Source organism: Spirosoma radiotolerans, from assembly GCF_000974425.1.
In the GTDB taxonomy this organism is placed as follows: domain Bacteria; phylum Bacteroidota; class Bacteroidia; order Cytophagales; family Spirosomataceae; genus Spirosoma; species Spirosoma radiotolerans.
Map to the genome: position 1 here is coordinate 3,747,001 of NZ_CP010429.1, position 23,682 is coordinate 3,770,682.

Genomic DNA, 23,682 nt, shown 5'->3' on the forward strand with positions numbered 1-23,682 from the left:
GAACCGACGAGCAAGCACAGGTAAAGACTAAAGGTGAAATCTAAACAGTTTCAAATGTTCTTACCAGGCTCAGTCGCGTAACGACGAAATGTTTGTAGCGATAGGGCGCGCATCTCGTTTTTTCGTGCCGTCAGGTATGTAACATAGCCTGCTTGCATACCTGACGGCACGAAAATGTCCAGTTTATGCATAGTCTATAAACATCCCGTCGCTACGCGATTAATTCGCGATCTGTATAAAAAAACAGCCGCCACCTACAAGATGACAGCTGAATACATTCCACCATTCACTGCATACAGCAGTAGAAAGTAGTTACGCTTATTGGGGGAAAAGGTTTATCGGAGTGAGGCAACGGACCTAGGCAAACACAGCCGCCACCCAAAAGGCAACGGCTGTATATACCATCTTAACTTTGTACTAACTGTTTCTCTACCGCTAATTCGAAAGCTTGTTGGTAGACAGGATCGTATAATTAGGAAGTGGGAATGGGAATTAAATGGGTAGATACACACTGAAGGTAGCCCCCTGCCCTGCCTGGCTACTGGCGCTGATAAATCCACCATGATTGGTTACTACCTTTTCACACACGGCCAGTCCAATGCCCGTACCGGCATACTCACCACGCCCATGCAACCGCTGAAAAATCTGAAACATACGATCCAGGTATTTTTCGTCGAAGCCAATCCCGTTATCCGCCACGTCGATACAGTAGTAGGCAATCGCACCCGTAGGCTGCTTCTTACCCGTTGGAAGGCTCTCGGCGGAAATCCATCTGGCCGTTACCCGAATAATGGGTAAGGTATCTTTCCGCCGAAACTTAAGGGCATTGGTCAGCAAATTCTGAAAAAGCTGGCCAAGCTGGGATGCATCTCCCAAAACAGTTGGTAAGGAACCGGCTTCTACATTCGCACCGTTTTTAGCAATGGTCAGTTCTAAATCGATCAACACAGCCTTCACGACGTCGTTGAGAGACACCTCGACTGTATTCTCGCGCCGGGTGTGAATCCGCGAGTAGCTGAGCAAGTCCCGAATCAGCGTCGACATGCGGGTAGCAGCGCCCTGCATACGCTCCAGATAAAGGACGCCTTCACCCAGTTGGTCGGCGTATTGATTTTTTAGCAAATCGCCGAATGACTGCACTTTACGCAGGGGCTCCTGTAGGTCGTGGCTGGCGATGTAGGCAAATTGCTGCAGGTTTTCATTCGACCGGGAAATCAGGTTAATGGAATCGTTCAGGGCTTCATTGGCCGTTGCCAGTTCCTGCGTTCGCTGCGCCACTTGCTGCTCCAGCTCTGCTGACAGCGCGGCATACCGTTCTTCACTCTGCCTCAGCGCTTTATTGGAACTTCGAAGCTCCATCAGGTTGACCACTTGTTTGGCCAGGACTTTTAACGCGTCCAGTTGCGGCAGCGCCAATTGCCTGGGCCGATGGTCAATAATACAAAGGGAGCCCAGCATAAACCCGCTGGAATCAATCAGGGGCACACTCGCATAAAACACCACATGCGGATCACCCGTTACAAAGGGATTATTGGCGAAGCGGTCGTCTTCTCGGGAATCCGTCACGACCAGCGCTTCTGCCGGATCATCCAGGATATAGTGGATACAAAACGCAAACTCACGTGGTGTTTCCTGAATGGCAAGGCCATAGCTGGCTTTAAACCACTGCCGTTTCTCTCCGAGAAGACTAATTAACGCAATAGGTGTCTGGCAGATCTGGGAAGCCAGTTTCACAATGTCATCGTAGTCTTGTTCGGGCATCGAATCCAGTATATCATACCTTTTTAGAGCCTCTAACCGGTTATTTTCTTCGTGTGGATGTAGCAAAGTACGCATGGGGTACTAACTAAAAGAGAGTTTTATGAGTAGCTGGTCCGTCACGAGCCAACAAAGGCTTGGGGCTTTCCTTCTCACCGGTTTTTAACCCGATAAGAATAAAAAGGAGCACTGTTTCAGCGCCTGTTCTTATCAAGCCTACCAACCCGAGGGCAGAAAAACGTTGAAGCTAATTCGTATTAACCCCGATAACGGTCAAGTTGTTGTCGATACCACCCCACTAACTCGCTTGCCTATATATAGAAGCTGTTTGTAACAGGGGAATCATTGATTTGATCAGTGAAGCCTGCTATACTCAATTCGGCCGCCAAAAATACCACTCGACAAATGAGTAAGATTACGGAGATAGGGGTAGTCGAACAGTGACCTAAGACGGATCTATATCAAGAGTTAATTCTGCGGATTATTTTCATACGGGTTAACCCCTTACCGGGCCGTAGCGGGCTTAAAACATAATTTTTGTTAAAAATTTAATCCCTTTTTAATTTTAAGCGTAAATTGCGCCAGAATCCTAACGATAGCTTACTTAAAGAACATGTTAAAGTTCTTAAAATGCTTTAAGTATTTATACCCGTTGTCTGCTGATAATGACTGACTTTTTTGTAGAACAGTAATCAGTTAGTCCTGAAAGACAAGTGATGAATTTCTATGTGCGCAAAAAATTTCGGTATCTGGTTCATTAAACGTCTCTATAATCTTCCCAAATGGCAGGTAAACATAGTGTTGAGTCTTTACCTACACCGACCCAACGACTGATTCGGCTCTTTACGACCGAAAAAAAAGACATTGGTTATATCTTCCTATACGCCCTGATTACAGGCGCCATAAGTCTGTCGTTACCCTTGGGTACTCAGGCAGTTTTTACGCTGGTTTCTAGTGGCATTGTTTTTAGTTCAGTTTATGTGATGATTGGTCTGGTCATCATAGGCATCGTTGTAGCTGGACTACTGATGGTAGCGCAAACGACACTGGTTGAAATTCTTCAGCAGCGTGTGTTTACTAAAGCCGCGTTTGAGTTTGCCTATCGGTTACCCCGAATCGATTCTGAAGCCCTGTCGGCGTATTATCCGCCTGAGCTGATGAATCGATTCTTCGATGTCCTGACGATTCAAAAGGGCATGCCTAAACTCCTGGTTGATATCACGACGGCCGTTGTTCAAATCGTTTTTGGGTTGCTACTTCTTTCGGCTTACCACCCTATTTTTATCGGCTTCAGCTTGTTTGTCGCCCTGTCGGTGGGGCTGGTTATCCGCATCCTAAGCCCGAGTGCGATAAAGACCAGTCTAGCCGAATCCAAGTACAAGTACAAGGTTGAAGCCTGGTTGGAAGAAATGGCCAGTGGGTTACCTGACCAGCCATCGGAACGCCCACCAATCGACCAAACCGAGGCTATGGCCAGGATGGACGAACTGGTGGCCAAATACCTCAGCAACCGGCAGGCTCACTTTCGGGTAATTAAGCGATTCCTGTATAGTGGTGTTGCCTTCAAGGCCATTGTTGTTGGCGGTTTGCTGATCCTGGGCACCTCACTGGTTGTGAGTCGGCAAATGTCGCTGGGTCAGTTTGTTGCGTCTGAAGTGATGATTGTGCTGATAACCGGCGCTGTGGACAAGCTTTTGTCCGGCGTCGATACGGTATTTGATATGCTGACGGCTGTCGAAAAAATTGCGACGGTCACGGATTTGCCGCTCACCATTCCCAACGTTGAACCTGAATTATCTTAAGTGCAGAACGTCCTGAAGACTGCCTGCTGCGTTATTGTCTATGCTTAATATCTCGAACGAACGGATCGATGTCAACGATCTTGATCGATATCCCATCAACACCCTACGCACCTTACCCAACCCCGACAGCGGTCGCCGGTTGGGGCGGTGGTGGTTGTTTTTCTTGCTTGTCGGGCTGGTCGTTATGTTCCTGCCCTGGCGTCAGAATATCGACGGAATGGGCACGCTAACGGCACTTACGCCCAAAGATCGGCCCCAAACCATTCAGAACGTCATACCCGGCCGAATCGAACGCTGGTTGGTCAAGGACGGTGATTATGTCAGACAGGGGGACACGCTCCTGGTTATTTCAGACATTAAAGACGAGTTTTTCGATCCAGCCATTATCCAGCGGCTGAATGAGCAGCTGACGGCCAAAATCGGCTCTGAACAGGCTTATCTGGCTAAGATCAACGCGCTGAATGGTCAAATGCTGGCCCTTGAAACCGGCGTACGCATCAATCTGGATGCAGCCCGGAACCGGGTCAAACAGTCCCAGTATCGGCTGACGGCTGATGAGGCTGACCTGCTGGCCATTCGACGAAATTACCAGATTACACTCGACCGGATTGCCCGGTACGAAAAGGCGTACCAGAGCGGGCTTATTTCTCTGACCGATCTGGAAACCCGGCGGCTCCGCGTGCAGGAAGATAATGCCAAAGTGATTGCTCAGGAGAATAAGCTAAGTATAACACGCCAGGAACTGGTTAACGCCCAGCTTAATTTAACTACGATCCAGGCGCAGTTTGAGGAGAACATGGCCAAAGCCCGTTCAGACCGAAGCTCGGCCGTGTCGAGCCGCACCCAAACGGCGGGTGAAGTCGCTAAGCTGCGCAACCAGATCAGCAACGTCCAGATTCGGCAGGGAATGTATATTGTTCGGGCACCACAGAATGGGTTTATCGTACAGCCAGCCAAAACAGGCATCGGGGAAACCATCTCGGCGGGTGAACCCATTGCCACCCTCCAGCCAGACAAGCCCCAGCTGGCCGTCGAGCTTTATGTCCAGGCGATGGATGTTCCCCTGATTCAGCGGGGTCGAACCGTCCGACTGCAGTTCGATGGCTGGCCAGCTATTCAGTTTTCGGGCTGGCCCAGTGTAGCGGTCGGCACCTTTGGCGGTAAGGTGGCAGTAATCGACGCCGTCAGCAGCCCCGACGGCCGGTACCGACTGTTGGTTCAACCGATACAACAGCCGGGCGACCAGCCCTGGCCACCTCAGTTGCGGGTTGGGTCGGGCGTGCGTGGCTGGGTCATGCTCGATGATGTGCCGATCTGGTACGAACTGTGGCGATTACTGAATGGGTTTCCTCCCAGCTTAAAAGCGGAACCTGCTAAAGCAACACCCTCATGATCCGACTGACTTCGTTCCGTAATTTTCTGACGGGCTGGCTGGTTCTCGGGCTGTGCGTACTGTCGTTTACGCTTCGCGGCCAGGGTGATACAGCCCGACTGGATACAACTGTTTTTCAGGCCCGCGTCTTTTATGAGCTGGTCCGGCAACATCACCCCCTCATCCGGCAGGCAGGCTTGTTTGGCGAAGAAGCCAGGCAGATTGTGCGGCAGGCCCGGGGTGCCTTCGACCCCAAGCTGGTATCCCACTATGACCGCAAAGAGTTTGGCACCGATCTGTACTACGATCACTGGCAAAACAAACTGGCCATACCTATTTGGCCCGCTGGCATTGACCTCAACATTTCGTATGATCGAAACGACCCGGCGGGAAAGTACATTAATCCCGAAGAGCGAACCCCGCCAACGGGTCTTGCGGGTGTAGGGCTGAGTGTGCCCATCGGGCGAACCCTGTTCGTTGATGCCAGGCGCAACGCCGTGCGACAGGCTCAGGTGGCCCAAAACCTGGCGGAAGCCGATCGAATCAGCTTGATCAACAAAACGCTGTACGAAGCAGCCAATGCCTACTGGGACTGGTTTCTGGCTTATCAGCAGCGACAGTTGCTGACGGAAGGCTATGTGCTGGCCGAACGCCGATTTATGGCCTTGCGCCAGCAGGCCCAACTGGGCGATGTGGCCTATATCGACACAACCGAAGCATTGATTACGGTACAGGACCGGCTGGTTCAGCGGCAACAAGCCGTAGCCGATGAGCAGAATGCCCGACTACGGGTTAATGTTTTCTTATGGACTCCCGACGGGCAACCCGTCGATCTGCCGCCTTATTCGGTTCCGCAAATGCCACCACCAACTCTTCCGGTCGATATTATTCAGCGGTCGTTGGTGGATCAGGCCTCACAGCGCCACCCTGATCTGCTCAAACTTGACAACAAATTGCAGCAGTTAACACTGGAGGAGCGTTTTCGGCAAGCCATGATTCAGCCGCAAATCGCTTTGAGTGCCAGCTTACTCAGCCAGACACCTATTCTTGATGTCGGCTATGACTGGAGTAGCTATTATTCATTTCGCCCTCAGAACTATAAAATTGGGCTTGATCTTGTGTTTCCCTTGTTTCTGCGTAAAGAACGGGGCAAGCTTCGGGAGATTCAGATCAAACATCAGCAAACCCTCTTGGATCGCCAGCATCAGGGACGGGCTATCGTAAACGGCGTTCAGGTAGCCTATAATCAACTTCAGGCGTTGATCAACCAGATAACCACTCAACAGCGGACGATCGAGAACCAGCAGATTCTGGTCAAGGGAGAAACAGATAAATTTCTTTTGGGAGAAAGCTCCCTCTTTTTGGTCAACTCCCGGGAAACCAAGTTAATCGACCTGCGATTAAAGGGCGAGTCCCTGAAAGCAACCTATCAAAAAACGATTGCTAGACTTTATTATGTAGCGGGAAGCACCATCGACGTCACTAATTAACGGCTTTCTTCTGCCTAAGTGCCATAGGCTCACCTTCCCGTTTTCGGCAAACATTCAATGGCTACGCGCCTGAATCAGTCCATTAATTACTTTAGTTAGTCGTATAAGACACGTCGACGTATTAAAACATCAAGAGTGAGAATAAAGCGTGGCGTTGGTACGGCGCGCTTGACAGAACAATACTTAGCAAAAAAACACATCCTAGTTCAATACTACTAATTAGTCACAGAAGGGAATATTTTAACTTTATAGTGTTCATACCGACCGCTTTTCCTGAGCAGTCTACACGTTATCTACAGTCCATTTCAGGCCTTACAGGACCTATTGCTTTGTTTTTTGACAGGGAATTAGATCGGCCCAATAGCTATTGAATTGGCTATAAATGCCCTTTGCTGTTGGGCACGGACAGTTAACCCGTAAAAAAGCGCCACTCACATACTACAAGTTGTCGTTCACACCCTGTTTGTTGTCATTGGTATACATAGGAACATTCACAGGCGGATCTTCCGTTAACTTCGGCTCTCTAAAAAGAGCTGAGTGGCCACCAAAATATCCTGCGTTCAACGAGTCAATAAACAAATATCATTGCTTTGATGGGTTTTGTTCTCTTTAGTAACAGGCTTATTTACTCGTCTCTCGCGCAGATAACACGTAAAGTGATAATTGCTTAACAGCCTTTGGGGACTATAATGACTATGTGGTGTCGGGGAAGGTTCGTTTTGATCAGTCTTTTCCTTTTTACCATCCAGTTTGTCTGGGCAGGAACGGTGGTAAGCATCGTAGTTCCTAACTGGTGGCATAACTGGTGGGCTTATGTATTGTATGCATTGCTGGCCATCCTGCTTCTACGCTTCTATGTCAGATTGCGTGTTCAACAGGCATTGGCACAGCAGGAACGTGTCGCCCAACAGCGGCATGCGGAACAACAACGGAACCGATTCGATCATCAACCTAATCATCAAGCCTTACCACATACTCCGTTCATTCATGCAGCTACCACTGGACCAATTGATGCCGCAAGGCAAGTCAATCTGCGGTTGCCTGAGACTAGCCAGCAACCCGAGGCCCCCGCACCTACCAGCCCTTTTCTGGAGGACTTACAGACGCTACTACGTGTTAACTTCAGTAATCCTCAATTCGGCGTGGAAGAGATGGCTCAGGCTATGGGGCTGAGCCGAGTGCATTTATATCGAAAAATAAAGGCCTCCAGCGGTCTGACGGCCAGTGAATTATTACGCAACTACCGGCTGACCAAAGCTAAAGACTTACTCAGGCTAAATCACACAATAACCGAAACCGCCTTTGCAGTAGGCTTTGATAGTCCAGCCTATTTTGCCAAATGCTTTCGGGACATGTACAAAGTAACGCCCAGTGACTTTCAGACACAGGAGAAAAGTAGTCACACAAGCCCATAAAGGTTACTACTTTAAGCCGTTCTTAAGCGTATGTAACATATTTGATAGGCCTCTGTAACATATTTGATAACTCTTTGGCCTAGTAATCCTCTAGTTTTGGATGACGATTAGTTTATGTAACTTTTTTTTTCAAGTAATAAAATGAATAATAGAACCACCTTAATAAAAATGAAAACCGTATCTGTTATGGGTTGATTCGTTTACTCGACATGCTAACTTAAACTTTTTAAAGTACCTATTGCATTGGTTTGTCGACTTAAAAAAGGCTATTCTATCAAACAGTTAATGATTAGCTATCCATTAAAAAAAAGAAACAAGTAAGTATAATACCAATCTTTCTTTTTTTTATATAAAATAGGTAATCGTATAGTCCGTATCACTAATTCGATCCTCTAGTTACATCCAAACGTGAGCAAGTAGCGTTGTCACAACTACTCCTAATCTGTAACTCTATACCTGAAATTACCAATGAGCAAAAGTTTTGTTATTTCAACTACTGAAGGAACAGCTGTTTCAGACATTATTTTATCCGTACGCGTCAATGACCTTCGGATTGGCTGGCAGAGCCGGTCAATCCACGACTTAATCATGATCAAGGGCGTACGCGGCTATAGCTGGTTATATTGGAACGATGGCAGCAAACAGATGATGGCTTACACCATCAAGCATTATGAAAACCAGTTGCCGATTGATGATTTCATTCGCGTTCATCAGAACTGTGTTATCAACCGGAATTTTGTTCAGAAAACACAGTTGACACACCGAGGGCCTATGCTACGCTTAGCCACCGGTACCGAAATAATAATTTCCCGGCGTCGCTGGTCAATGGTAAAAAAGGAACTACAACACCTTTATTGGGGATAATCGTTGATCTGCAAATCAGATCAGTTTGTAGGGCGTGCTGATTATGCCCTACCTTTACTCATTCTTCGATTATTCTGCTGCTATGCCTCCTGCCGCCCGTTTAACGGACATGCACACGTGTCCTCAAGTAACCCCACCCGGTATTCCGCATGTGGGTGGGCCAGTGGTTGGCCCCGGTTGCCCAACAGTGATGATCGGTAACCTGCCGGCTGCCCGCGTTGGCGATTCGCTTGTTTGTGTAGGCCCGCCGGACACCATCGTGAAAGGCTCAGCAACCGTCATGATTGGCGGAGCACCAGCCGCTCGTATGGGCGATCTGACAGCTCATGGAGGCTCCATTGTACTGGGTCTTCCGACAGTGATGATTGGCGGGTAAGCGCAGGACGAATGGTCAGGACTTAAGCTAACTCTTTATGGATGCCATCTCCCCTTTTTTGGTAAGTTATATACTCGTATTCCTGATTACGGCAGGTCTATTTATCGCAACAATCTGGCTGAATCGTAAACTCGAATTAATGAGTAACAAGCGATTGATTTTAATTATCCTGATCAGCGGCTTCATTCTGGCTATTGCCGGGTTGTTTGGTCTGAATGGCCTGCAGTTTATTCCCATCTACTACGTCGTTGTACAGGTATTCAGTTTATTGTGCGGCATTCTCTTTCTGAGTCGGATGATCATCGACATGGGGCCTGCGTTTGCGACAAAACCCACCTTCGTGCTACTAATGACGGTCAGTGTCGTTGGCCTTGGCCTGGTCTTGTTCACCCCTCTTTTCAACTACCTAAGCAGCCTCAGATACGGGCTGCTTCAGTATGATTTATGGGCGTCAAGCAGTTTGTTGCCTTTTTTGCTGCCGGTGCTGTTCGCTTATACCTTTCATTCGCTGGTGAACGTACCGAACGAAATTTATAAACTATGGTACTATCCGCGTCATGCCGAAGAAGTCGTTATGGAAGGAGTGGATTATTACCGACTTATGCTGCTGGAAGTTCAGATATACAAAGATCCAAACCGAAAAGAGCCTCCCATTAAAGTAAAAGCGCGAACAACCGGTGATGTTACGTTTGGCACCTGGTTTCAAAAGTTTGTTGACGACTACAACCACAAGTTCCCAAACGATCCCATTCAGACCTTCGATGATACGGCCCATGAATATGGCTGGTTATTTTATAGCTTAAAGCCTTCTTTGTTCCGATTACGGTCGTATATTGATTTCGAGCAGACAATCGCTCAAAATAACCTTCGTGAAAACTACCTGATCGTTGCTAAACGGGTGGAAGAAATCAGCTAATAGCCTATGTTATTTCCTAAAAGCCACCTTCCTGTCAACTGGATCGACGGCATGAAGCTGTCGCAACAGCATTTCGTAGAAACCGACCATCACGTTCAGGATTTAGTACGTGATTCGGTATCACTGTTTCTGACCAGTTATAATTACGGCCTGTTGCCACCAGTCAAAGGCACGTCGGTGGCCCATGAATTTGATCTGCTCGAAAAAAACAGTGATCATGTTGAGGTTCGCTTATACCGGTGTAACGCGATTACGCAGGGCGGGTGTCGCATTGCCATCAATCCGGATGTCCTAAAGTTCACCGTACTGACAGCTTCGTTTGAAGTTAATCAGAGCCTGGACGACCAGCTCCGACCGGATTATGACATTGTGCTGGTTGTCAATCCATTCAAGAAGGTGCCCGTTGGAAATCCCGATCCGGAAGAATCACCGTTGCGGCATCCGTATACGGAGTATTCCTACCAGTTGATGGTTGTGTCGTCGGAGCAGATCAATGCCAACGATCTGGGGCACCATCACCTGGTTATTGGCAAGGCTACGTATCACGAAGGGCATTACATTGTTGATAGTCAATATATTCCACCCTGTGCGTCGGTTGCCAGCCACCCCCGACTGATTCAATATTACAAGAATTTCGGCTGGGGATTGAATGAGATACAGGTTAGTTCATTCAAAATTATCCGTAAGGTACTCGACCAGTCTCAGCCGTCGGATCTGGCTCGCCGGGTTCATTCGTTTTGCAACCGAATTCTGGATTATCTGGGCACTGTCTTTTTTGAGTACCGCAACCTAGACCATCAGCATCCGCCGGTCTTCCTGGTCGGTTATTTTGCCAACCTGACCAGCATCATCTACACGGAATTATACTGCCTGCCAACTCGTCAGAAAGAAGAGTTGCTGCATTATTTTTACGAATGGACCGATGTAACACCCGGTCAGTTTGAAGAGTTGCTTTTACGGTTGCTCGAACATGATTACAACCACCAGCAAATTGGGAATTCGATGCTGGCGGTAGAACAGTTTCTGGCGGTTTTTACCCGCCTGTGGAACAAACTTAGTACGCTCGAATATATCGGGCAGCGGAAAGATACGATTCTGGTGCGAGAGGAAGCTCCCGTTCAGCTCGCGCCCACCCGGCGGGGCTGGAATATTCTGGACTAATGGGCAGGCCGGTTCCGGCATCAAAGTACCTGAAATTGGCATAAATCAGACCGGTTTCCTGGTCTTCGAACTGCCCACCGCCCAGGTAGGTATGCCAGTGGGATGGGCCGGTCAGGTTGTGTTTTTTACCAAACAGGCACCAGCGCCACTCCCAAACTGGTTCACCCTGCAGATTATGAAACGACAGAGGCTGACCAGCGGCCGTACAAACAACACTATACCACTGAGTACCAACCTGAAGCATCGTTGGCTCATCACCAACCGCCGTATGCCAGGTCAACTGAACGGGCTCGCTCCCCGGCAGATGGTGCCATTCGTGGAGGAGTCGACGGCCGTTCCACGCCCAGCGTACAGAATGGTCGTCCACCTTTTTCTCTAGGCGTCGACCGAGGGCGTCGTATGTGAACGCGATAACCCGGTTATCGGGTCGGACAACCTGCTGCAAAACACCGGACTCATGCCATTGAAACGTCCAGACCTGACCAGATACCCGTTTCTCCCGCAGGTATCCGTCCGCATCGTAATAAAAACGAGCCGTACCAACCGTCAGCACCTGCCAGCCCAGCTCAGCCGTTTCAGGGGCTGGCTTTAGGAGACGTTGTTGATAATGCGACCGTTCGGCTACCCATCGATCGGTCCAGCCAGCCGAACAGACTACTTCCGTTGGATCATTAAAGTCATCATAGCGTATGGTAGCCGTTCCATAACGATTGTCTTCTACCCGCACAAGCCGCTGCTGCTCCCAGCTATAGGTCTGCGAACGGGAAGCCTGCAAACCGCTGCCCCAAAAAAGTTTGTGATTAACCGGCAACGAACCGACATCATACTGCCAGCGGCTCTGCAGGCCTCCGGGCAACTGGCACTCGACCAGGCGTCCAAGCCGATCATAGGCAAACTGGATTTGCCAGTCTGCATGCTCCTGGTGGCTCAAGTAGCCCCGGTCATCATAGGTATTGTGCACGACAGTCTGATTTAATGACTGCCAACTCATTGGCCGACCAGCGTTGTCGAATACTGTTTCCACCCGCACAGGCCCAGCCGTTTCGGCGACGATCCGGCCCAGAGGGTCGCGCTCAAACTGAATGACCGTGGTTGGTGTGGTGGCCTCCACAAGCCAGCCGTCCGGACGGTAGGTGTAGTGATACCAACTCCCATCGCTGAAAAGCACCTCCGTCAGCCGTCCGGCGGCATTGTAGTGAAAATGAGTCGACGTACCGTCCGGTCGGGTGTATTCGCGGACACACCCGGCCGCATCCCGAATAAATTGCCAGTTCAGGCGGTTCGTGCGCCGAAGTCGAATGAGCAGTCCGTCCGCATCGTATGTCAGGTGGTCCTGCGCCATTGTCAAAGCACCTTTGTTGATGGGTACTATCGAACGTTCGTTCGCTTTTCTGATTACATCCGTTCTGGTTCCGTCTGGCTGGGTCACATGGATTAACTGGCCTAAAAAGTCGTACTCCCAGGAAGTCTGCCGGCCAATTTGATCCGTGTGCACCGACCGATTTCCATAAGCATCATACGCCCATAGGCTCCGTTGTCCATTTGCCGTTGTGCTTTCCGTCAACAGACCGTCTTCGGCATAGGTGAAATGGGTCTCGGCGCCAACGGGATTGATACAGGAAAGGAGTCGGCCTGCCTCATCGTAGGACCATTGCCAGACGCCATCCGCGCGATCGGTCAGGCTTATTAATTGCCCGTTATCGGTATACTGCATTTGCATGGTTCCTCCATCGGGCCAGGCAGCCTCGGTCATATTTCCCCCCTCGTCATAAGTAAAGAACGAGGTGTTTCCCAGCGCATCCTGCTCGCTGAGCAGTTCCCCATACTCACTAAAAAACCAGACCCGTTGCCGACCACCCGCGCTGATGACGCGCTGAACGATACCGCCTTCGTGTACGTACTGCCTGACCCCGCCCGCCCCATCGATGACCTGTGTACGCCCTTCAGCAAACAGGTACCGAAACTGCAGCGAAGGTTGTTCTTTTTCAATCGTCAGTTCGCTGCACAGGTGCTGATTTCCCAGTTTTTCGTAGGAGAAATACACACTCTGACGAAAAGAATCCGTCAACCGAATCAGTCGATGCTGACGATAATGATACTGGGCCGTCGGCTGGCCCCCGCCCATTACGTCTTTCAGATCGTGAAGCTCATCATACTGGTAATCTACCAGCGTTAACCGCTTTTGAGGTTGGTTGGGCTGGACAATCTCCAGCCGGCTAATGTGCTGCTGGGCATTCGTCACGACATTAACAACGCGCTGAAAATCATCCGTTATCCGCCGAAGTTGGCCCGTGTTGGTATAACTGAATCGAAGTTGATAATCGGTACCGACGGTTCCGACCGACGCTAACCGACAAAGGCTACCGCCCGGATTCAGAGCAAAACGATACAGCAGACCGTCCGTTCCCTGTAGCTGGTACCCATATTGATCACGATTGAGCCGCAGTTTTTCGGATCGGTTCAGAAAGGTTTCGCCCTCTGCCAGAGCCGGAAATTGGACGCCCCGGTTGTCGGGCAGGCGGATAATTACCTCACGACTGGGTCGGTCTTCCAGCAACACAAAGTCATACGAATGACGCCAGCCATTCCCTACCGATCCGGCCATTACCTGATTGGAACGCCAGAAACGAGCCCACCGAAACGGTACCACACCCGGAATTTCGACGTCAACCTGTTCAACCAGGACTTCGCCGGATGCGACATCCACAAATCGTCCGGCCAGCGTCCGTTGCGCGGTTGGCAGCGCCTGGCAATCTTCTGGCCGAAGCGACAGCCGTTGTCTGCTTTCGTCCAGTTGCCCATTGCTTTCCTCGTCCCGGATTAAGCTGTGAACAATAGCCGGGTAAAGCAATCGACGTAATCCTGACCGAAATAAAGGTGATTCTGGCATTTTGACTGGTCTGCAGTAGTGTCGCCGTGATGTCGGTTACTTACAACTGACATGTAATGTTTCTCAAAACCTCTTGTCAATAGGTTTTAAGAAACCTTACGTGTCAGATTTAAGAATCTGACATCACAACAACTGGTGTATAATTTATAAGAACGCATCAACTTTTCCGCCATCCGGGGCCCAGAAGCTGGGTTAGTAATTCCATTACGTTCTGTCTTTTTTCGGGTGTCTGTTGCTGCTGCCAATAAATCTGACCAATATCAGATAGGCGAGCGAGTTGATGCTGTTCCGGAGGGAGGTGTTCAGCCAGTGCAAATACCTGACGATAGTGCGTTTCGGACAATCGCATCCGGCTTTCCTGCGCCTGGACTAGCCCCAATCGGCGATGACTTTCGATAGCCAGCAGCCATTCCTTCAGTGTTTCGGCGCGCTCACTGGCCAAATTATAGGAGTCTATGGCGCGCTGACGCTGGCGTAATTCCTCATACACACGACCCGCCCCCAGCCAGGCCATGATGCTCATTCGACCGGCCGCTTCGTCGCCCTGACTAAATAAAGCTTCCATCTGGTCGATCACCCGGCTGTATCGGGCCAGGGCTTCTTCGTACCGGCGATGCGTGACATAGGCATGCGCCACCGACAAATGGACACTTCCCTCCAGACTAGGCCACTGTTCCTGCTGGCAAATCAGCAGGCAGTTGTTGGCAAAGTACTCCACGTCCCGAAGGTTCCGCTGGGTCATCGCGTTGGACAACTCCGCATGCCACTGCCGGAACTTCACATCGGGGGCCGTTGGTGATCCTAGGGACGCCACCTGCCGGGTCACTTTCTGAAGCTGAAGGTCAATGGTGTGCGAATAAACCGCCGGCCCAAACCGGCCCGGTAAGGTTGCCAGTTGCTCCTCGCCAATGGTGTCGGCTACGACAATGCGAATATCGGGAGATAATTTGCCCAGCAGCAACGCCGTCAGCACCTGATCCAGCACCGCCGGGCTCGCTGTTGACTGCGGCAGTATGCACAACACCAACGCGCCATCGGTATGCGCCCCTAGCCCTTTCACAAACCGGTTCAAGTAGTCCACAAAACGAATCAGGAAATCCGCTTCGTTTTTTTTCGGCTCAGCCGTCCAGACAATCGCCAGATTCCGTTCCGAAAGAATAGCGGTGTCGTGGTCGATCAGGCTGGATAGTTCGTCCAATGCGTGGTCAAAATACGTCTGCCAGTGCTGAACCGGCGTTCGAAGGGTTATGAATATATCGTTGGAAATGGCATCGGGTCCAGCCTGCTCCTGCAGGAAAACATCCAGAAACCAGCCTTCCCCCGGTGCAAACAGCCACCGGCATAAACGAGCATTGGGCAGCCGCCGGAATTCCAGCCAGAGTCGTTCCAGAACAGCCAGCCGCTGGCTCAGCGGATTTGTGGCAACAAAGGGCATAGATTATCCGGATCGCATTAATTGATCATGACCATTGAACCCTTCACGGTGGTCATGCCAGAGCTTTTGACATTCATCGTACCGGTGCCTTCGATATCGGTCATGCTGCCTTTCACGGCCATCTGCGCCGTCGCTTCGATCTTTACCTGCGCTCCTTTTATATTCACGGCCTGCTTGCCTTCTATCGTCACCGTGGTACCCGACAGGACAATTTCCGGCGCTTCAACGGTAACTTTGGCCGTAGCCTTTATCAAAATATCTTTAGACGACTGCACCGTAATGGTGCCGTTACCGCTCGGCACGGTGATCTTGACGAAGTTTTTGTCATCGACCTGCACGTGAATCTCCTTCACCGACGGTTTTTCGATAAACGTCAGCGTGCTGCCGCTGCCCACGCTGATGTGTTTTTCCTCTTCGGGCTTGCTGGTGTCGATGCCGCTGTTCTTCCCGTGCGGCATGGCCCCAATCACAAAGGGACGCTCCGGGTCATTGTACTCGAACCCAACCATCACCTGATCGCCCACGGTGGGCACGAACTGGAAGCCACGCGTTTTTTTATTGTCGGCGTGAAGCCCAAAGTGTGGCAGGGTCATTCGGATAAACGGGGTTGTATCGGGCGCTGTCATCCACAGCATTCTTACCTTAACCCGGCCCATGCCTTTCGGATCTTTATTGTCGGTGACTTCACCAATCTGCGTCTGGGCCATGGGGCGAACCAGTTTACGCACGGGCATAGCCACCACCGTGGCCGGAATAGCCCGGAACCGATTATGATACTGCCCAACGCCATCCACATAATGCACAATATCAGTGACGAGATAGGGAGCGGATTGGCCACCTCTGCCCGATGGGGCATCTTTTACAATAATTTTACAGCCCGGATACAACCCAGGCACACTTGCCTGCCCTTCCATGTACTTCTCTTCGGCAGCCAGGGCTGCCTTGCGATTGTCGCGATAGGGCGTCATATCAGCGGTAGCCTGAGCCGGGTGCGGGTTGATCACCCCGTTGTTCTCGGGTTTACCGTAGGGAGCCAGGTCCTTTCCGGTTTCGGTTTCCAGCCGTCGGTCCTCTTCCGGTAAATAATCGTACTGTTTGAAATAGGTCGGAGCGGCCCGTACGCCCGTACGGAATTGGATCAGATTGGCGCCAAACGTCAGGGTCAATGCCGACGGCGTGCCAGGGCTGGTCGTAAACTTTAGCTTTGCTCCGTCGTAATAAAACCAGGCCCCAAAGTCGTAGGCCAGTCGTTTCAGAAAGTCCCAGCTCGACTCCTGGTAACGAACACAGAACGGCAGTCTGGCGGGTCCCAGCGGAGCCGTTACCTGTTTGGGCTGTGTATACGAACTCAGAGAGGCCGATACAACATCCTGAATCGACTTATCGATAAATGTCTGGGTGCCGGGCACGGTCCGCAGGGCTTCACAATGGCCATGGCCAATCAGCGTCATGAGGCCCCAGTACCCATCGTCCTGTTGCCGCAATTCGGTTTGGGTAATGACTCCCTTAAACTCCAGCGGACTGGTGGATGGGTCACCCTTAATAGTGATATCGATCGACTTCCGTTGTAGCTGATCAAACTGATCTGAAAACAACGTCACTAATTCTTCAATAGCGTCGTGTTCAAAAAACACCCGAAATTCATGCGTGGAATGAATGGACTGCTGTAGGGTTAGCGAACGAAAAGACGAGATCCGTTTTCCTTCAATGAGCAATGTAGTTTCGGCAATAATAGAATATACTGACATGGTAAGGGGAAGCGAGAGAGTACGAGAGCCTGGCGAGGTTTCCAGGTGAGCAGGCAAACAGGGTTAAATTTAGGTCCCGGAATTAACCACGCCGAATGTAAGAAAATGCTTGTCGATTACCAACCAATTTTGTTTATTGGTTAGGATTTGTTAGAGCCCCCTGTCGTACGCCCCATAAATGATTATGAATCAGCCCTTTTACCGTCTACCAATTCGATTTGGACCTTTGATGGCCGGCAAAGAACTACCCACCTGTGGGGTAGGCGTTTCGATTGCTCAGGTGCTGTATTTATTGCTTCATACCAAGTATGGAGAGCTCCGAAGTGACCGCTCGTTCGGCTGCAAAATATGGGATATTGAGTTCGATCATACCATTCGAAACAGCCGCTGGATTGACTATCTGTGCGACTCCCTCGAGGCTGCGATCCGGCAACATGAACGCCGATTGAAAAACCCGAACGTAACGGTCCAATTCCAGCCCGTTGAGCACCGGCTTGATGCTACTCCGGAAGAATATAAACGGTTGGCAACCGTGACGGTCAATGCAACGCTGTGCGAAACCGAGGAACCCTTCCGGTTTGCCACCCAACTGCATATCGGACAGATGTCAACCTAACGAGCCTTATCTTCTGGCCATTTCACTTTATTACCTGACCACCCATGCCGCTGAGTGACCAACGATCTCATTTTTCCAAAGAAGCTATTCGGCAACGTTTGCTGCTGCACATAATGCAGATGTGGGGCGTTCGGGACCTGAACAACCTCGACTCGTTTGTCAGAATGCTGATTGATACGCTGGCCAATGAGGTGCATAAAATCAGTCATGAGTTTATGGAATCGGAGGGGCGTGTTCTGGAGCACCTGGCCGACCTGCTCACACCCGATTTACTGACCATTCCCCAGCCGGCCCACGCCATCATGCAGGCGTATCCAGCCGAGCCAGTGGTTGAATTAGGGCCGAACCAAAGTTTTCTTTTTCAGCAGAAATATGCGTCGCAGCTAATGGGCGAGCTGGATAGCCTGCAGGATCTGTTCTTCTCGGCCGTCGATTCGCTTAGGCTTGTCGACGGGCGGGTGGCTTACCTGGCGGCTGGTTCTCAACTCCACGCAATTCATCCACAATTGGGCAAGCGGCTGGTGGTGCAATCCATGCCGCACCGAAAACTGGCGCCGAAAACGCTGTGGATCGGTTTGGCACTCAACCCCGCCATCGACTCCCTTGATCGGGTCAATTTCTTTTTCAACTGGCCTAGCGACGTAGACGCACAACCGTTACTTCCGCTGCTTGCCTTAAGTAGCTGGTATATAAATGGCTCCCCCCTACAGACGGCTACCGGCCCGGCCTATGCTGAGGCTAGTGAGCGCAGCAGCGATGGACCGGCTAAACTACTGTCCGAATATGAAATCAGTTATCAACTCGAGAACGACATTCGGCAAACCTACCAGACTCGCTTTGTTCATATAAAGCAGTCTGCCAGCGGGGAGCTGGAGAAACTAAAGGTGCCTTACCCGGCTGCCTTTGGTGAGGTTTTCAGCGCGCAGGGGCTGCAATCGGTAGGGAGTGAACCGTTGCTTTGGTTGGAGGTTACTTTTCCGGCCCGCTTCGATGAGACCATACTGGAAAAAATAGCCGTTGAACTAAATGCCTTCCCGGCCCTGAACCGGAAAGCCAACCGAAATCTATATCGGACCAACGCCAATTATAACCTCCTTCCCCTGCAAACAGCGCCTTTCGAAACCCTGCTGCTGGTTAGAATGGTGGTGGACAGTAAGGAGCGGGTATTTACGCCGTTTCCTTTTCATAAAGCCGATCACATCGACGAGGGTGGGTATGCCGTTCGCCGGGGCGGGGTTGAGCGGTTCGACGTTCGCAATGCCCGTGAACAATTGACTTTCCTGCTCGAACTGCTTCGGGATGAGTCGGTTGCGTTTGCCGTATATGGTCAGGATACGGTGCGCCTGCTGCTGACCCAGCTTCAGGAAAAAATCGAACAACTTGAGCGCAAAGTTCATACCACCATGACCTCATCGACAGCCCTTAATCAATATGTCTTGTTCAAGCCGTTTGAGGAAGGGGATACCATGCAGGTCGATTTCTGGACAACCAATTGCGAACTGGCCAACCACATCCCCGCCGGCACCAGCTTGCAGGCCTACAGTTCGAGTAGTCTTCAGGGCGAAAGCATCAAGTTATTGACGACTACCCTTGGCGGCCGCAGCCGGCCGTCAGCGCTTCACCGGGTGCAGACGTACCGATACGCCCTGATGACCCATCAGCGCATCGTTACCCTGGAGGACATCAGGGCCTTTTTTCACCATGAACTAGGGCCTTTGCTGGAATCCGTAACGATTCGGAAAGGCGTTGCGACGGGTAATACCCAAAAAGAAGGCCTGATCCGCACCGTCGATATTAGCCTGCATCCAGCGGAGGATTGTACCCTCACCCAGGATGAGTGGCGAGTGATGATGGAGGGGCTTCTTCAGAAGCTGATTCATCGCTCGGGTCAGGTTACCTCATACCGGCTGTTCCTGGCGCAGGAAACGCCACAAGTTTAGCTTTTAGCCATGTATTTCGCATATGCGTATATTTTTCTGGATTGTAATTAGTAGTGCTGTTTTCGTCCTGGTTAATCGTGTGGCGGCACAGGATTCACTAAACTATAACCCGTTAACACTCACCCAATCAACAATTATTGATGCCTTTACTCCTGTAAAGTGGCGGATGAGCGGCTCCGCTGGCTACCACAGGCTTCTCCCCAAAGGATATGCCAATGATAACCTTTACCTGACACACGGCTTTCAGGCCAGCCTATCGACGGATTATTTCGTCGGCCGGTACTGGGGGCTGGGAATTTCTATGGGGTACCAGAATCTGGCTGTCAGCGACTTATACAAGAAAGATCCGGGAATCCCGAAATTCCCTACTCCCCGCTTCGTACCGGTCAGATCTCTGAACAGCTTCATGCTGACCATCGGACCCGCCTTTTCGCTCCCGCTTAGTCAGCGAGTTCTGCTGGATATTGATCTACGGGGCGGGCTGTTTTATAATGAGGCTCCTGTGTTGGGGGCTTACCTGTCGAGCTCCTTTCAGGACGATCCAGCAAATGGGGTATTCCTTACCACAGTTATCCCCAGCGATCGACGGTTCAGGGCTGGCTTCAATGCCAGTGCGGGTATCAAATACCAGCTTACGCAACAAATGAGTGCCGGCCTGTCGGCTACGACCTCCTTCAGTTCGTTTGGGTATACGCTGGTGGGTAGCACAAATAACTTCAACCAGAAACAGGTCGAAATGACAACGTATGGCGTTCAGGTTGGGGTGTCGTATCGGTTTTTGGCATCGCAGCGGACGCGCGTCACGCCTGTTACTCCGGCAACCAGTCCGAGGCCCGTTTGTTATCCGCCCATTCTGGACCCGGCTCAGATTAACGAATATTATGTTGGAACGACCAGCCAGCCCGTTATCCGATGGCGGAGTAGCGCGCCAATTTATACCGAAGGAGAACGGTATTCCTTCCGGCTCTACACGTTGCCAGGTAATAAACTAGTCTACGAAAAGACGGTTCAGGAGCCGCAATTGACCTGGCCAGCGCAACTGGCCATACCCGACACATCGAGCTATTTCTTTTATTCGATTTCGACAACCCGGGTTGATAACTTTGAGCAGACATGCCGAAGTGAGCCCGTTGTTGGCACGCTGGGCTTTTATAAGCGGCCATCGGCCGAGAAGACGCAGCCAACAGCTCCCCGTGAACCTGCCTTTACCCTAAAATTGTACGAACTGCGGTTAGTACCCTTAGCCAAGGGAGCTACCCCGCAGGCAAAGGGCACCCCTAAACAGTCGAAGCTCACCAAAGGCAGAAAACCCGTTCAGACAAAACCGGTTGGTCAACTAGCGGAGCCGGTTGATTCGATACAGACGCCTGTCATACGTCCGGATTCGGTACGGGCCGACTCCATTCGATTACGTCCCGTACAGGTCGATTCGGTCCGTTCTGACTCGATTCGAACCGATTCTACCCGATCCCGTTCCGTCCGGTCGGATTCGGTTCGTACCGATTCCGTCCGTCTGGACTCCATACGGGCTGATTCTGTTCGGGCCAGAACCATACAGACCACCCCCGTTCCAGCCGCGACCAAGGTTGTATTCAGACTTGTTTATGACGGACCCATTCAGGAGCCTGACTTTACCTGGCCAAGCCTGGCCCCATTACCAACTCAACCAACTGTTTATCAGTATATAATAAGCCGTGTTAGTAATCGCCAGATTGTGAAAAATCATTACCTGCTTGTTGAGCCCGACGGTTGCTCAACGATCATCTACGAAGCCGCCAAAAATAAGCGATTGCAATACAACAGCCCACCCAGGCAGCCAATACTAAAGAAATCACCTAACTAGACAACGCGATGTATCTACTTAAAGAAAGGAATTATAACCCAGAAAGGTGGTGTCCGGCTGGAGAGCTTCCGGCTCCGTGATAATGGAAATGGACACCTCACTGGAGACCGGCAAAAAATAATCTGTGAGCTTATACAACAACGTAATCGTCTGGGTGTGCGGCAAAAAGTCAGCTATCTGCGCATCCGGAACAGGACCAACGTTAATCTGTATGGTGTGCTCATCGGAACTGAAATGGTCACTGACGACAGAGTCGATACCCAGCCGGAAGTTAGCCAGTGTCAGGGCACTGTCAGCCCGCGTTGATTCGGGGCGTCGGCGACCTATTTCAATCTGAACCGGAACATTGAAGAAAAGATGCAGGAAACGGCCAAACCAGGGTAAATTGCTGCGAAGCACATGGAGCCAGGGTAGAATTTGAATGAAGATGCCGGCCTGCATCCGGCTCATGTCCTTCAAAATAGGCCATTGCTCGGCAAATTGGTCAATGATGACCGCAGCATGGTCCAGGTGGTTAACGGAGTTATCGTAATGGACGGATAAGGTTCGTAAATAATTCAGTTCGGCGTCGAAAGGCAGAAAAAACAGGCGGGCCTGTTGCTCTTCGTCGCGATCCCGGCGAATATCGTCGAGCAGTTGGTCAACGTTTCCGGCATTCGTCGATTCAACCGGGCTGAAAAACAGATATTGGGGCAACATATCGAACAATCCCTCGCGGGGCGTGTCGATGCGGTTGTAGATAAAGGTAGAACCCTCCAGCAACCAGTCTCTGACGTCCTCGATATCTTTGGAATACGCCCGGCTGTAGAGCCCGGTTGGATTGATAATGATCCGTTCGGGAGCCACTTGCTGACTAGCCAGGGAAGCGGCCAGGATTTCGGCCTTAAAATCGACATCGAGCAGGTCAAGAAAATAAGGAGATGAAACGGAGGATTGGTTGAGAACGGACATGAGCAACGAACGAATTGAACTATTTAAAAACAAGTTACCCGTTTCTGGCGAAAGAATCTTTGTAAACTGATGAAATCATTAAATCATAAAGAAATTAGGCAGGCGTTCAACCATTTTTTAACCTGGTTCACCAGTTTATTATTGGTTACGATCGCCTGTGTATACTCCTGTGTTCAAACGAGTTCCCGTCAGGCTACTCAGTTGATCCAGCAGAAAGAAGCGTTCGATCGGGTCATTTACACCGATGCGATGCTAGCCGACAAAGTTGACTCTTTGTATACTTACATGAGCCTGATGAACACCAATCAGAGCCAGGACGACCAGCAATTGCAGCGTCTGGTTACCCGAAAAAAAGAAGAATTCACCAAACTGGTTAATCAGCAACAAAAGAGTCAACGGTATTTCGTGGTGTATAACCGCTTATTTAGCCATGTAAATGAGATGCTCCTGTTAAAAGACTCACTCAACAAATCAATGATGGAAGAAGGTGACCTTCGGGATGAGTTACGGGGATGTCTTCAGCAGGCCGTAGAGAAGAATCGGCAGGCCAAACGGGGCCGAAGCACCAAAGCGTTTTAATCTGGCAGTTATGAATACTTTTTTTCGGCTCACAATGCGTGAACGGCGGCTTCAGTTTCTATACCTGCTGGCAGCCATCAGCCTGTTGTCCGTTCTGGTAAGCTGGATTGCTTTTCGTAATAAAACGTATTCCAGTGCAGAATCGAAATACCTGTCGGATCAGATCAAACTAAAAGAGCGGATTTTGACCAGTCAGCTCGATAATCTGCCGTTGCTCGATTCCGCTTATCATTCCATCGTTGCCTATCAGCCACAGATCAACGCCGTGTTTATTGAAGTTGATATTGAAGACCACCTGAATGAAATCCGCAGGCTATCGGGTCCCCAACAGGAAGGCACTCGGTTCCGGACCTTTGCGCAGATTGCGGACTTTTATCGAATGATGTACGTAGACAAAAAGCTGGTCTGGAGCAAGCAATCGAATATCAGCCTGTTTCGTAAACAGTTAGACGACTGTAGCGTCGGTATGTTCCCTGGTTCTGCGCCAGGTACGGCTGCCGCTCCGCCTTCCATCAGCTCCCGATAA

Annotated in this window: 18 protein-coding genes; 13 read left to right on the plus strand and 5 right to left on the minus strand. The window is 50.6% G+C overall.

Features of this window, described 5'->3' with window-relative positions; all coding sequences use genetic code 11:
* Window positions 1-492 precede the first annotated feature (492 nt).
* Window positions 493-1,836: a GAF domain-containing sensor histidine kinase gene (locus tag SD10_RS15280; RefSeq protein WP_046574801.1), complete on the minus strand. Its 1,344-nt coding sequence runs from the start codon at window positions 1,834-1,836 to the stop codon at window positions 493-495.
* A 704-nt stretch (window positions 1,837-2,540) separates the two neighbouring features.
* On the opposite strand from SD10_RS15280, the gene SD10_RS15285 reads away from it, so the two are divergent.
* The 8 genes from SD10_RS15285 (at window position 2,541) to SD10_RS15320 (ending at window position 11,154) form a co-directional block, all read left to right on the plus strand.
* Entirely contained in the window at window positions 2,541-3,560 is a 1,020-nt protein-coding gene (locus SD10_RS15285; RefSeq protein WP_046574802.1) for an ABC transporter transmembrane domain-containing protein, read from the plus strand.
* 40 nt (window positions 3,561-3,600) lie between these two features.
* A complete protein-coding gene (locus tag SD10_RS15290; protein ID WP_046574804.1) occupies window positions 3,601-4,953 on the plus strand; it encodes an HlyD family secretion protein in 1,353 nt (450 codons plus the stop codon).
* Window positions 4,950-6,422, plus strand: a complete 1,473-nt coding sequence (locus tag SD10_RS15295) for a TolC family protein (RefSeq protein WP_046574806.1) — start codon at window positions 4,950-4,952, stop codon at window positions 6,420-6,422. Before SD10_RS15290 ends, SD10_RS15295 begins: the two co-directional genes overlap by 4 nt.
* Window positions 6,423-7,141: 719 nt before the next feature.
* Window positions 7,142-7,837 carry a helix-turn-helix transcriptional regulator gene (locus SD10_RS15300; RefSeq protein ID WP_158500571.1) on the plus strand — a complete coding sequence of 232 codons (696 nt, stop codon included), beginning with the start codon at window positions 7,142-7,144 and terminating at the stop codon, window positions 7,835-7,837.
* Window positions 7,838-8,305: 468 nt separating this feature from the next.
* A complete protein-coding gene (locus tag SD10_RS15305) occupies window positions 8,306-8,701 on the plus strand; it encodes a LytR/AlgR family response regulator transcription factor (RefSeq protein ID WP_046574809.1) in 396 nt (131 codons plus the stop codon).
* Between the two features lie 82 nt (window positions 8,702-8,783).
* On the plus strand, window positions 8,784-9,077 hold the full coding sequence (locus SD10_RS15310) for a PAAR domain-containing protein (RefSeq protein WP_046579609.1): 294 nt from the start codon (window positions 8,784-8,786) through the stop codon (window positions 9,075-9,077).
* A 37-nt stretch (window positions 9,078-9,114) separates the two neighbouring features.
* The gene (locus SD10_RS15315) at window positions 9,115-9,993 is read left to right on the plus strand and encodes a TssN family type VI secretion system protein (RefSeq protein WP_046574811.1); all 879 of its coding nucleotides are present in this window, start codon (window positions 9,115-9,117) and stop codon (window positions 9,991-9,993) included.
* 6 nt (window positions 9,994-9,999) lie between these two features.
* Window positions 10,000-11,154, plus strand: coding sequence for a hypothetical protein (locus SD10_RS15320; RefSeq protein ID WP_046574812.1), 1,155 nt, complete (start codon window positions 10,000-10,002; stop codon window positions 11,152-11,154).
* On the opposite strand, the gene SD10_RS15325 is transcribed toward SD10_RS15320, so the two are convergent.
* From SD10_RS15325 to SD10_RS15335, 3 genes are all read right to left on the minus strand, one after another.
* Complete coding sequence (locus tag SD10_RS15325; RefSeq protein WP_046574814.1) at window positions 11,048-14,044, minus strand: DUF6531 domain-containing protein; 2,997 nt, start codon at window positions 14,042-14,044, stop codon at window positions 11,048-11,050. The genes SD10_RS15320 and SD10_RS15325 overlap by 107 nt on opposite strands.
* Before the next feature lie 157 nt (window positions 14,045-14,201).
* Window positions 14,202-15,479, minus strand: a complete 1,278-nt coding sequence (locus SD10_RS15330; protein ID WP_046574815.1) for a tetratricopeptide repeat protein — start codon at window positions 15,477-15,479, stop codon at window positions 14,202-14,204.
* A gap of 17 nt (window positions 15,480-15,496) precedes the next feature.
* Complete coding sequence (locus tag SD10_RS15335; RefSeq protein WP_046574817.1) at window positions 15,497-17,227, minus strand: type VI secretion system Vgr family protein; 1,731 nt, start codon at window positions 17,225-17,227, stop codon at window positions 15,497-15,499.
* Between the two features lie 229 nt (window positions 17,228-17,456).
* Between SD10_RS15335 and SD10_RS15340 the strand changes: the two genes are divergently transcribed.
* Genes SD10_RS15340 through SD10_RS15350 form a run of 3 tightly spaced genes read left to right on the plus strand, consistent with a single transcriptional unit; the run spans window position 17,457 to window position 21,626 of the window.
* Window positions 17,457-17,843, plus strand: coding sequence for a GPW/gp25 family protein (locus SD10_RS15340; RefSeq protein ID WP_227699236.1), 387 nt, complete (start codon window positions 17,457-17,459; stop codon window positions 17,841-17,843).
* Between the two features lie 44 nt (window positions 17,844-17,887).
* Window positions 17,888-19,783, plus strand: a complete 1,896-nt coding sequence (locus SD10_RS15345; protein WP_046574821.1) for a type VI secretion system baseplate subunit TssF — start codon at window positions 17,888-17,890, stop codon at window positions 19,781-19,783.
* Between the two features lie 22 nt (window positions 19,784-19,805).
* A complete protein-coding gene (locus SD10_RS15350) occupies window positions 19,806-21,626 on the plus strand; it encodes an outer membrane beta-barrel protein (protein ID WP_046574822.1) in 1,821 nt (606 codons plus the stop codon).
* A gap of 18 nt (window positions 21,627-21,644) precedes the next feature.
* Here the strand turns inward: SD10_RS15350 and SD10_RS15355 are convergent, their stop codons facing one another.
* Window positions 21,645-22,577, minus strand: a complete 933-nt coding sequence (locus SD10_RS15355; protein WP_046574825.1) for a type VI secretion system baseplate subunit TssG — start codon at window positions 22,575-22,577, stop codon at window positions 21,645-21,647.
* 69 nt (window positions 22,578-22,646) lie between these two features.
* Between SD10_RS15355 and tssO (SD10_RS15360) the strand changes: the two genes are divergently transcribed.
* Together tssO (SD10_RS15360) and tssO (SD10_RS15365) are read left to right on the plus strand one after the other, a co-directional pair.
* A complete protein-coding gene (gene tssO, locus SD10_RS15360; protein WP_046574826.1) occupies window positions 22,647-23,156 on the plus strand; it encodes a type VI secretion system TssO in 510 nt (169 codons plus the stop codon).
* A gap of 10 nt (window positions 23,157-23,166) precedes the next feature.
* Window positions 23,167-23,682: a type VI secretion system TssO gene (gene tssO / locus SD10_RS15365; protein WP_046574829.1), complete on the plus strand. Its 516-nt coding sequence runs from the start codon at window positions 23,167-23,169 to the stop codon at window positions 23,680-23,682.

Coding starts and splice junctions, on each gene's coding strand:
- SD10_RS15290 (WP_046574804.1), top strand. CDS start 3,601: ATGCTTAATATCTCGAACGAACGGATCGATGTCAACGATCTTGATCGA.
- SD10_RS15320 (WP_046574812.1), top strand. CDS start 10,000: ATGTTATTTCCTAAAAGCCACCTTCCTGTCAACTGGATCGACGGCATG.
- tssO (WP_046574829.1), top strand. CDS start 23,167: ATGAATACTTTTTTTCGGCTCACAATGCGTGAACGGCGGCTTCAGTTT.
- SD10_RS15295 (WP_046574806.1), top strand. CDS start 4,950: ATGATCCGACTGACTTCGTTCCGTAATTTTCTGACGGGCTGGCTGGTT.
- SD10_RS15335 (WP_046574817.1), bottom strand. CDS start 17,227: ATGTCAGTATATTCTATTATTGCCGAAACTACATTGCTCATTGAAGGA.
- SD10_RS15315 (WP_046574811.1), top strand. CDS start 9,115: ATGGATGCCATCTCCCCTTTTTTGGTAAGTTATATACTCGTATTCCTG.
- SD10_RS15340 (WP_227699236.1), top strand. CDS start 17,457: ATGGCCGGCAAAGAACTACCCACCTGTGGGGTAGGCGTTTCGATTGCT.
- SD10_RS15325 (WP_046574814.1), bottom strand. CDS start 14,044: ATGCCAGAATCACCTTTATTTCGGTCAGGATTACGTCGATTGCTTTAC.
- tssO (WP_046574826.1), top strand. CDS start 22,647: ATGAAATCATTAAATCATAAAGAAATTAGGCAGGCGTTCAACCATTTT.
- SD10_RS15345 (WP_046574821.1), top strand. CDS start 17,888: ATGCCGCTGAGTGACCAACGATCTCATTTTTCCAAAGAAGCTATTCGG.
- SD10_RS15350 (WP_046574822.1), top strand. CDS start 19,806: ATGCGTATATTTTTCTGGATTGTAATTAGTAGTGCTGTTTTCGTCCTG.
- SD10_RS15280 (WP_046574801.1), bottom strand. CDS start 1,836: ATGCGTACTTTGCTACATCCACACGAAGAAAATAACCGGTTAGAGGCT.
- SD10_RS15285 (WP_046574802.1), top strand. CDS start 2,541: ATGGCAGGTAAACATAGTGTTGAGTCTTTACCTACACCGACCCAACGA.
- SD10_RS15355 (WP_046574825.1), bottom strand. CDS start 22,577: ATGTCCGTTCTCAACCAATCCTCCGTTTCATCTCCTTATTTTCTTGAC.
- SD10_RS15305 (WP_046574809.1), top strand. CDS start 8,306: ATGAGCAAAAGTTTTGTTATTTCAACTACTGAAGGAACAGCTGTTTCA.
- SD10_RS15330 (WP_046574815.1), bottom strand. CDS start 15,479: ATGCCCTTTGTTGCCACAAATCCGCTGAGCCAGCGGCTGGCTGTTCTG.
- SD10_RS15310 (WP_046579609.1), top strand. CDS start 8,784: ATGCCTCCTGCCGCCCGTTTAACGGACATGCACACGTGTCCTCAAGTA.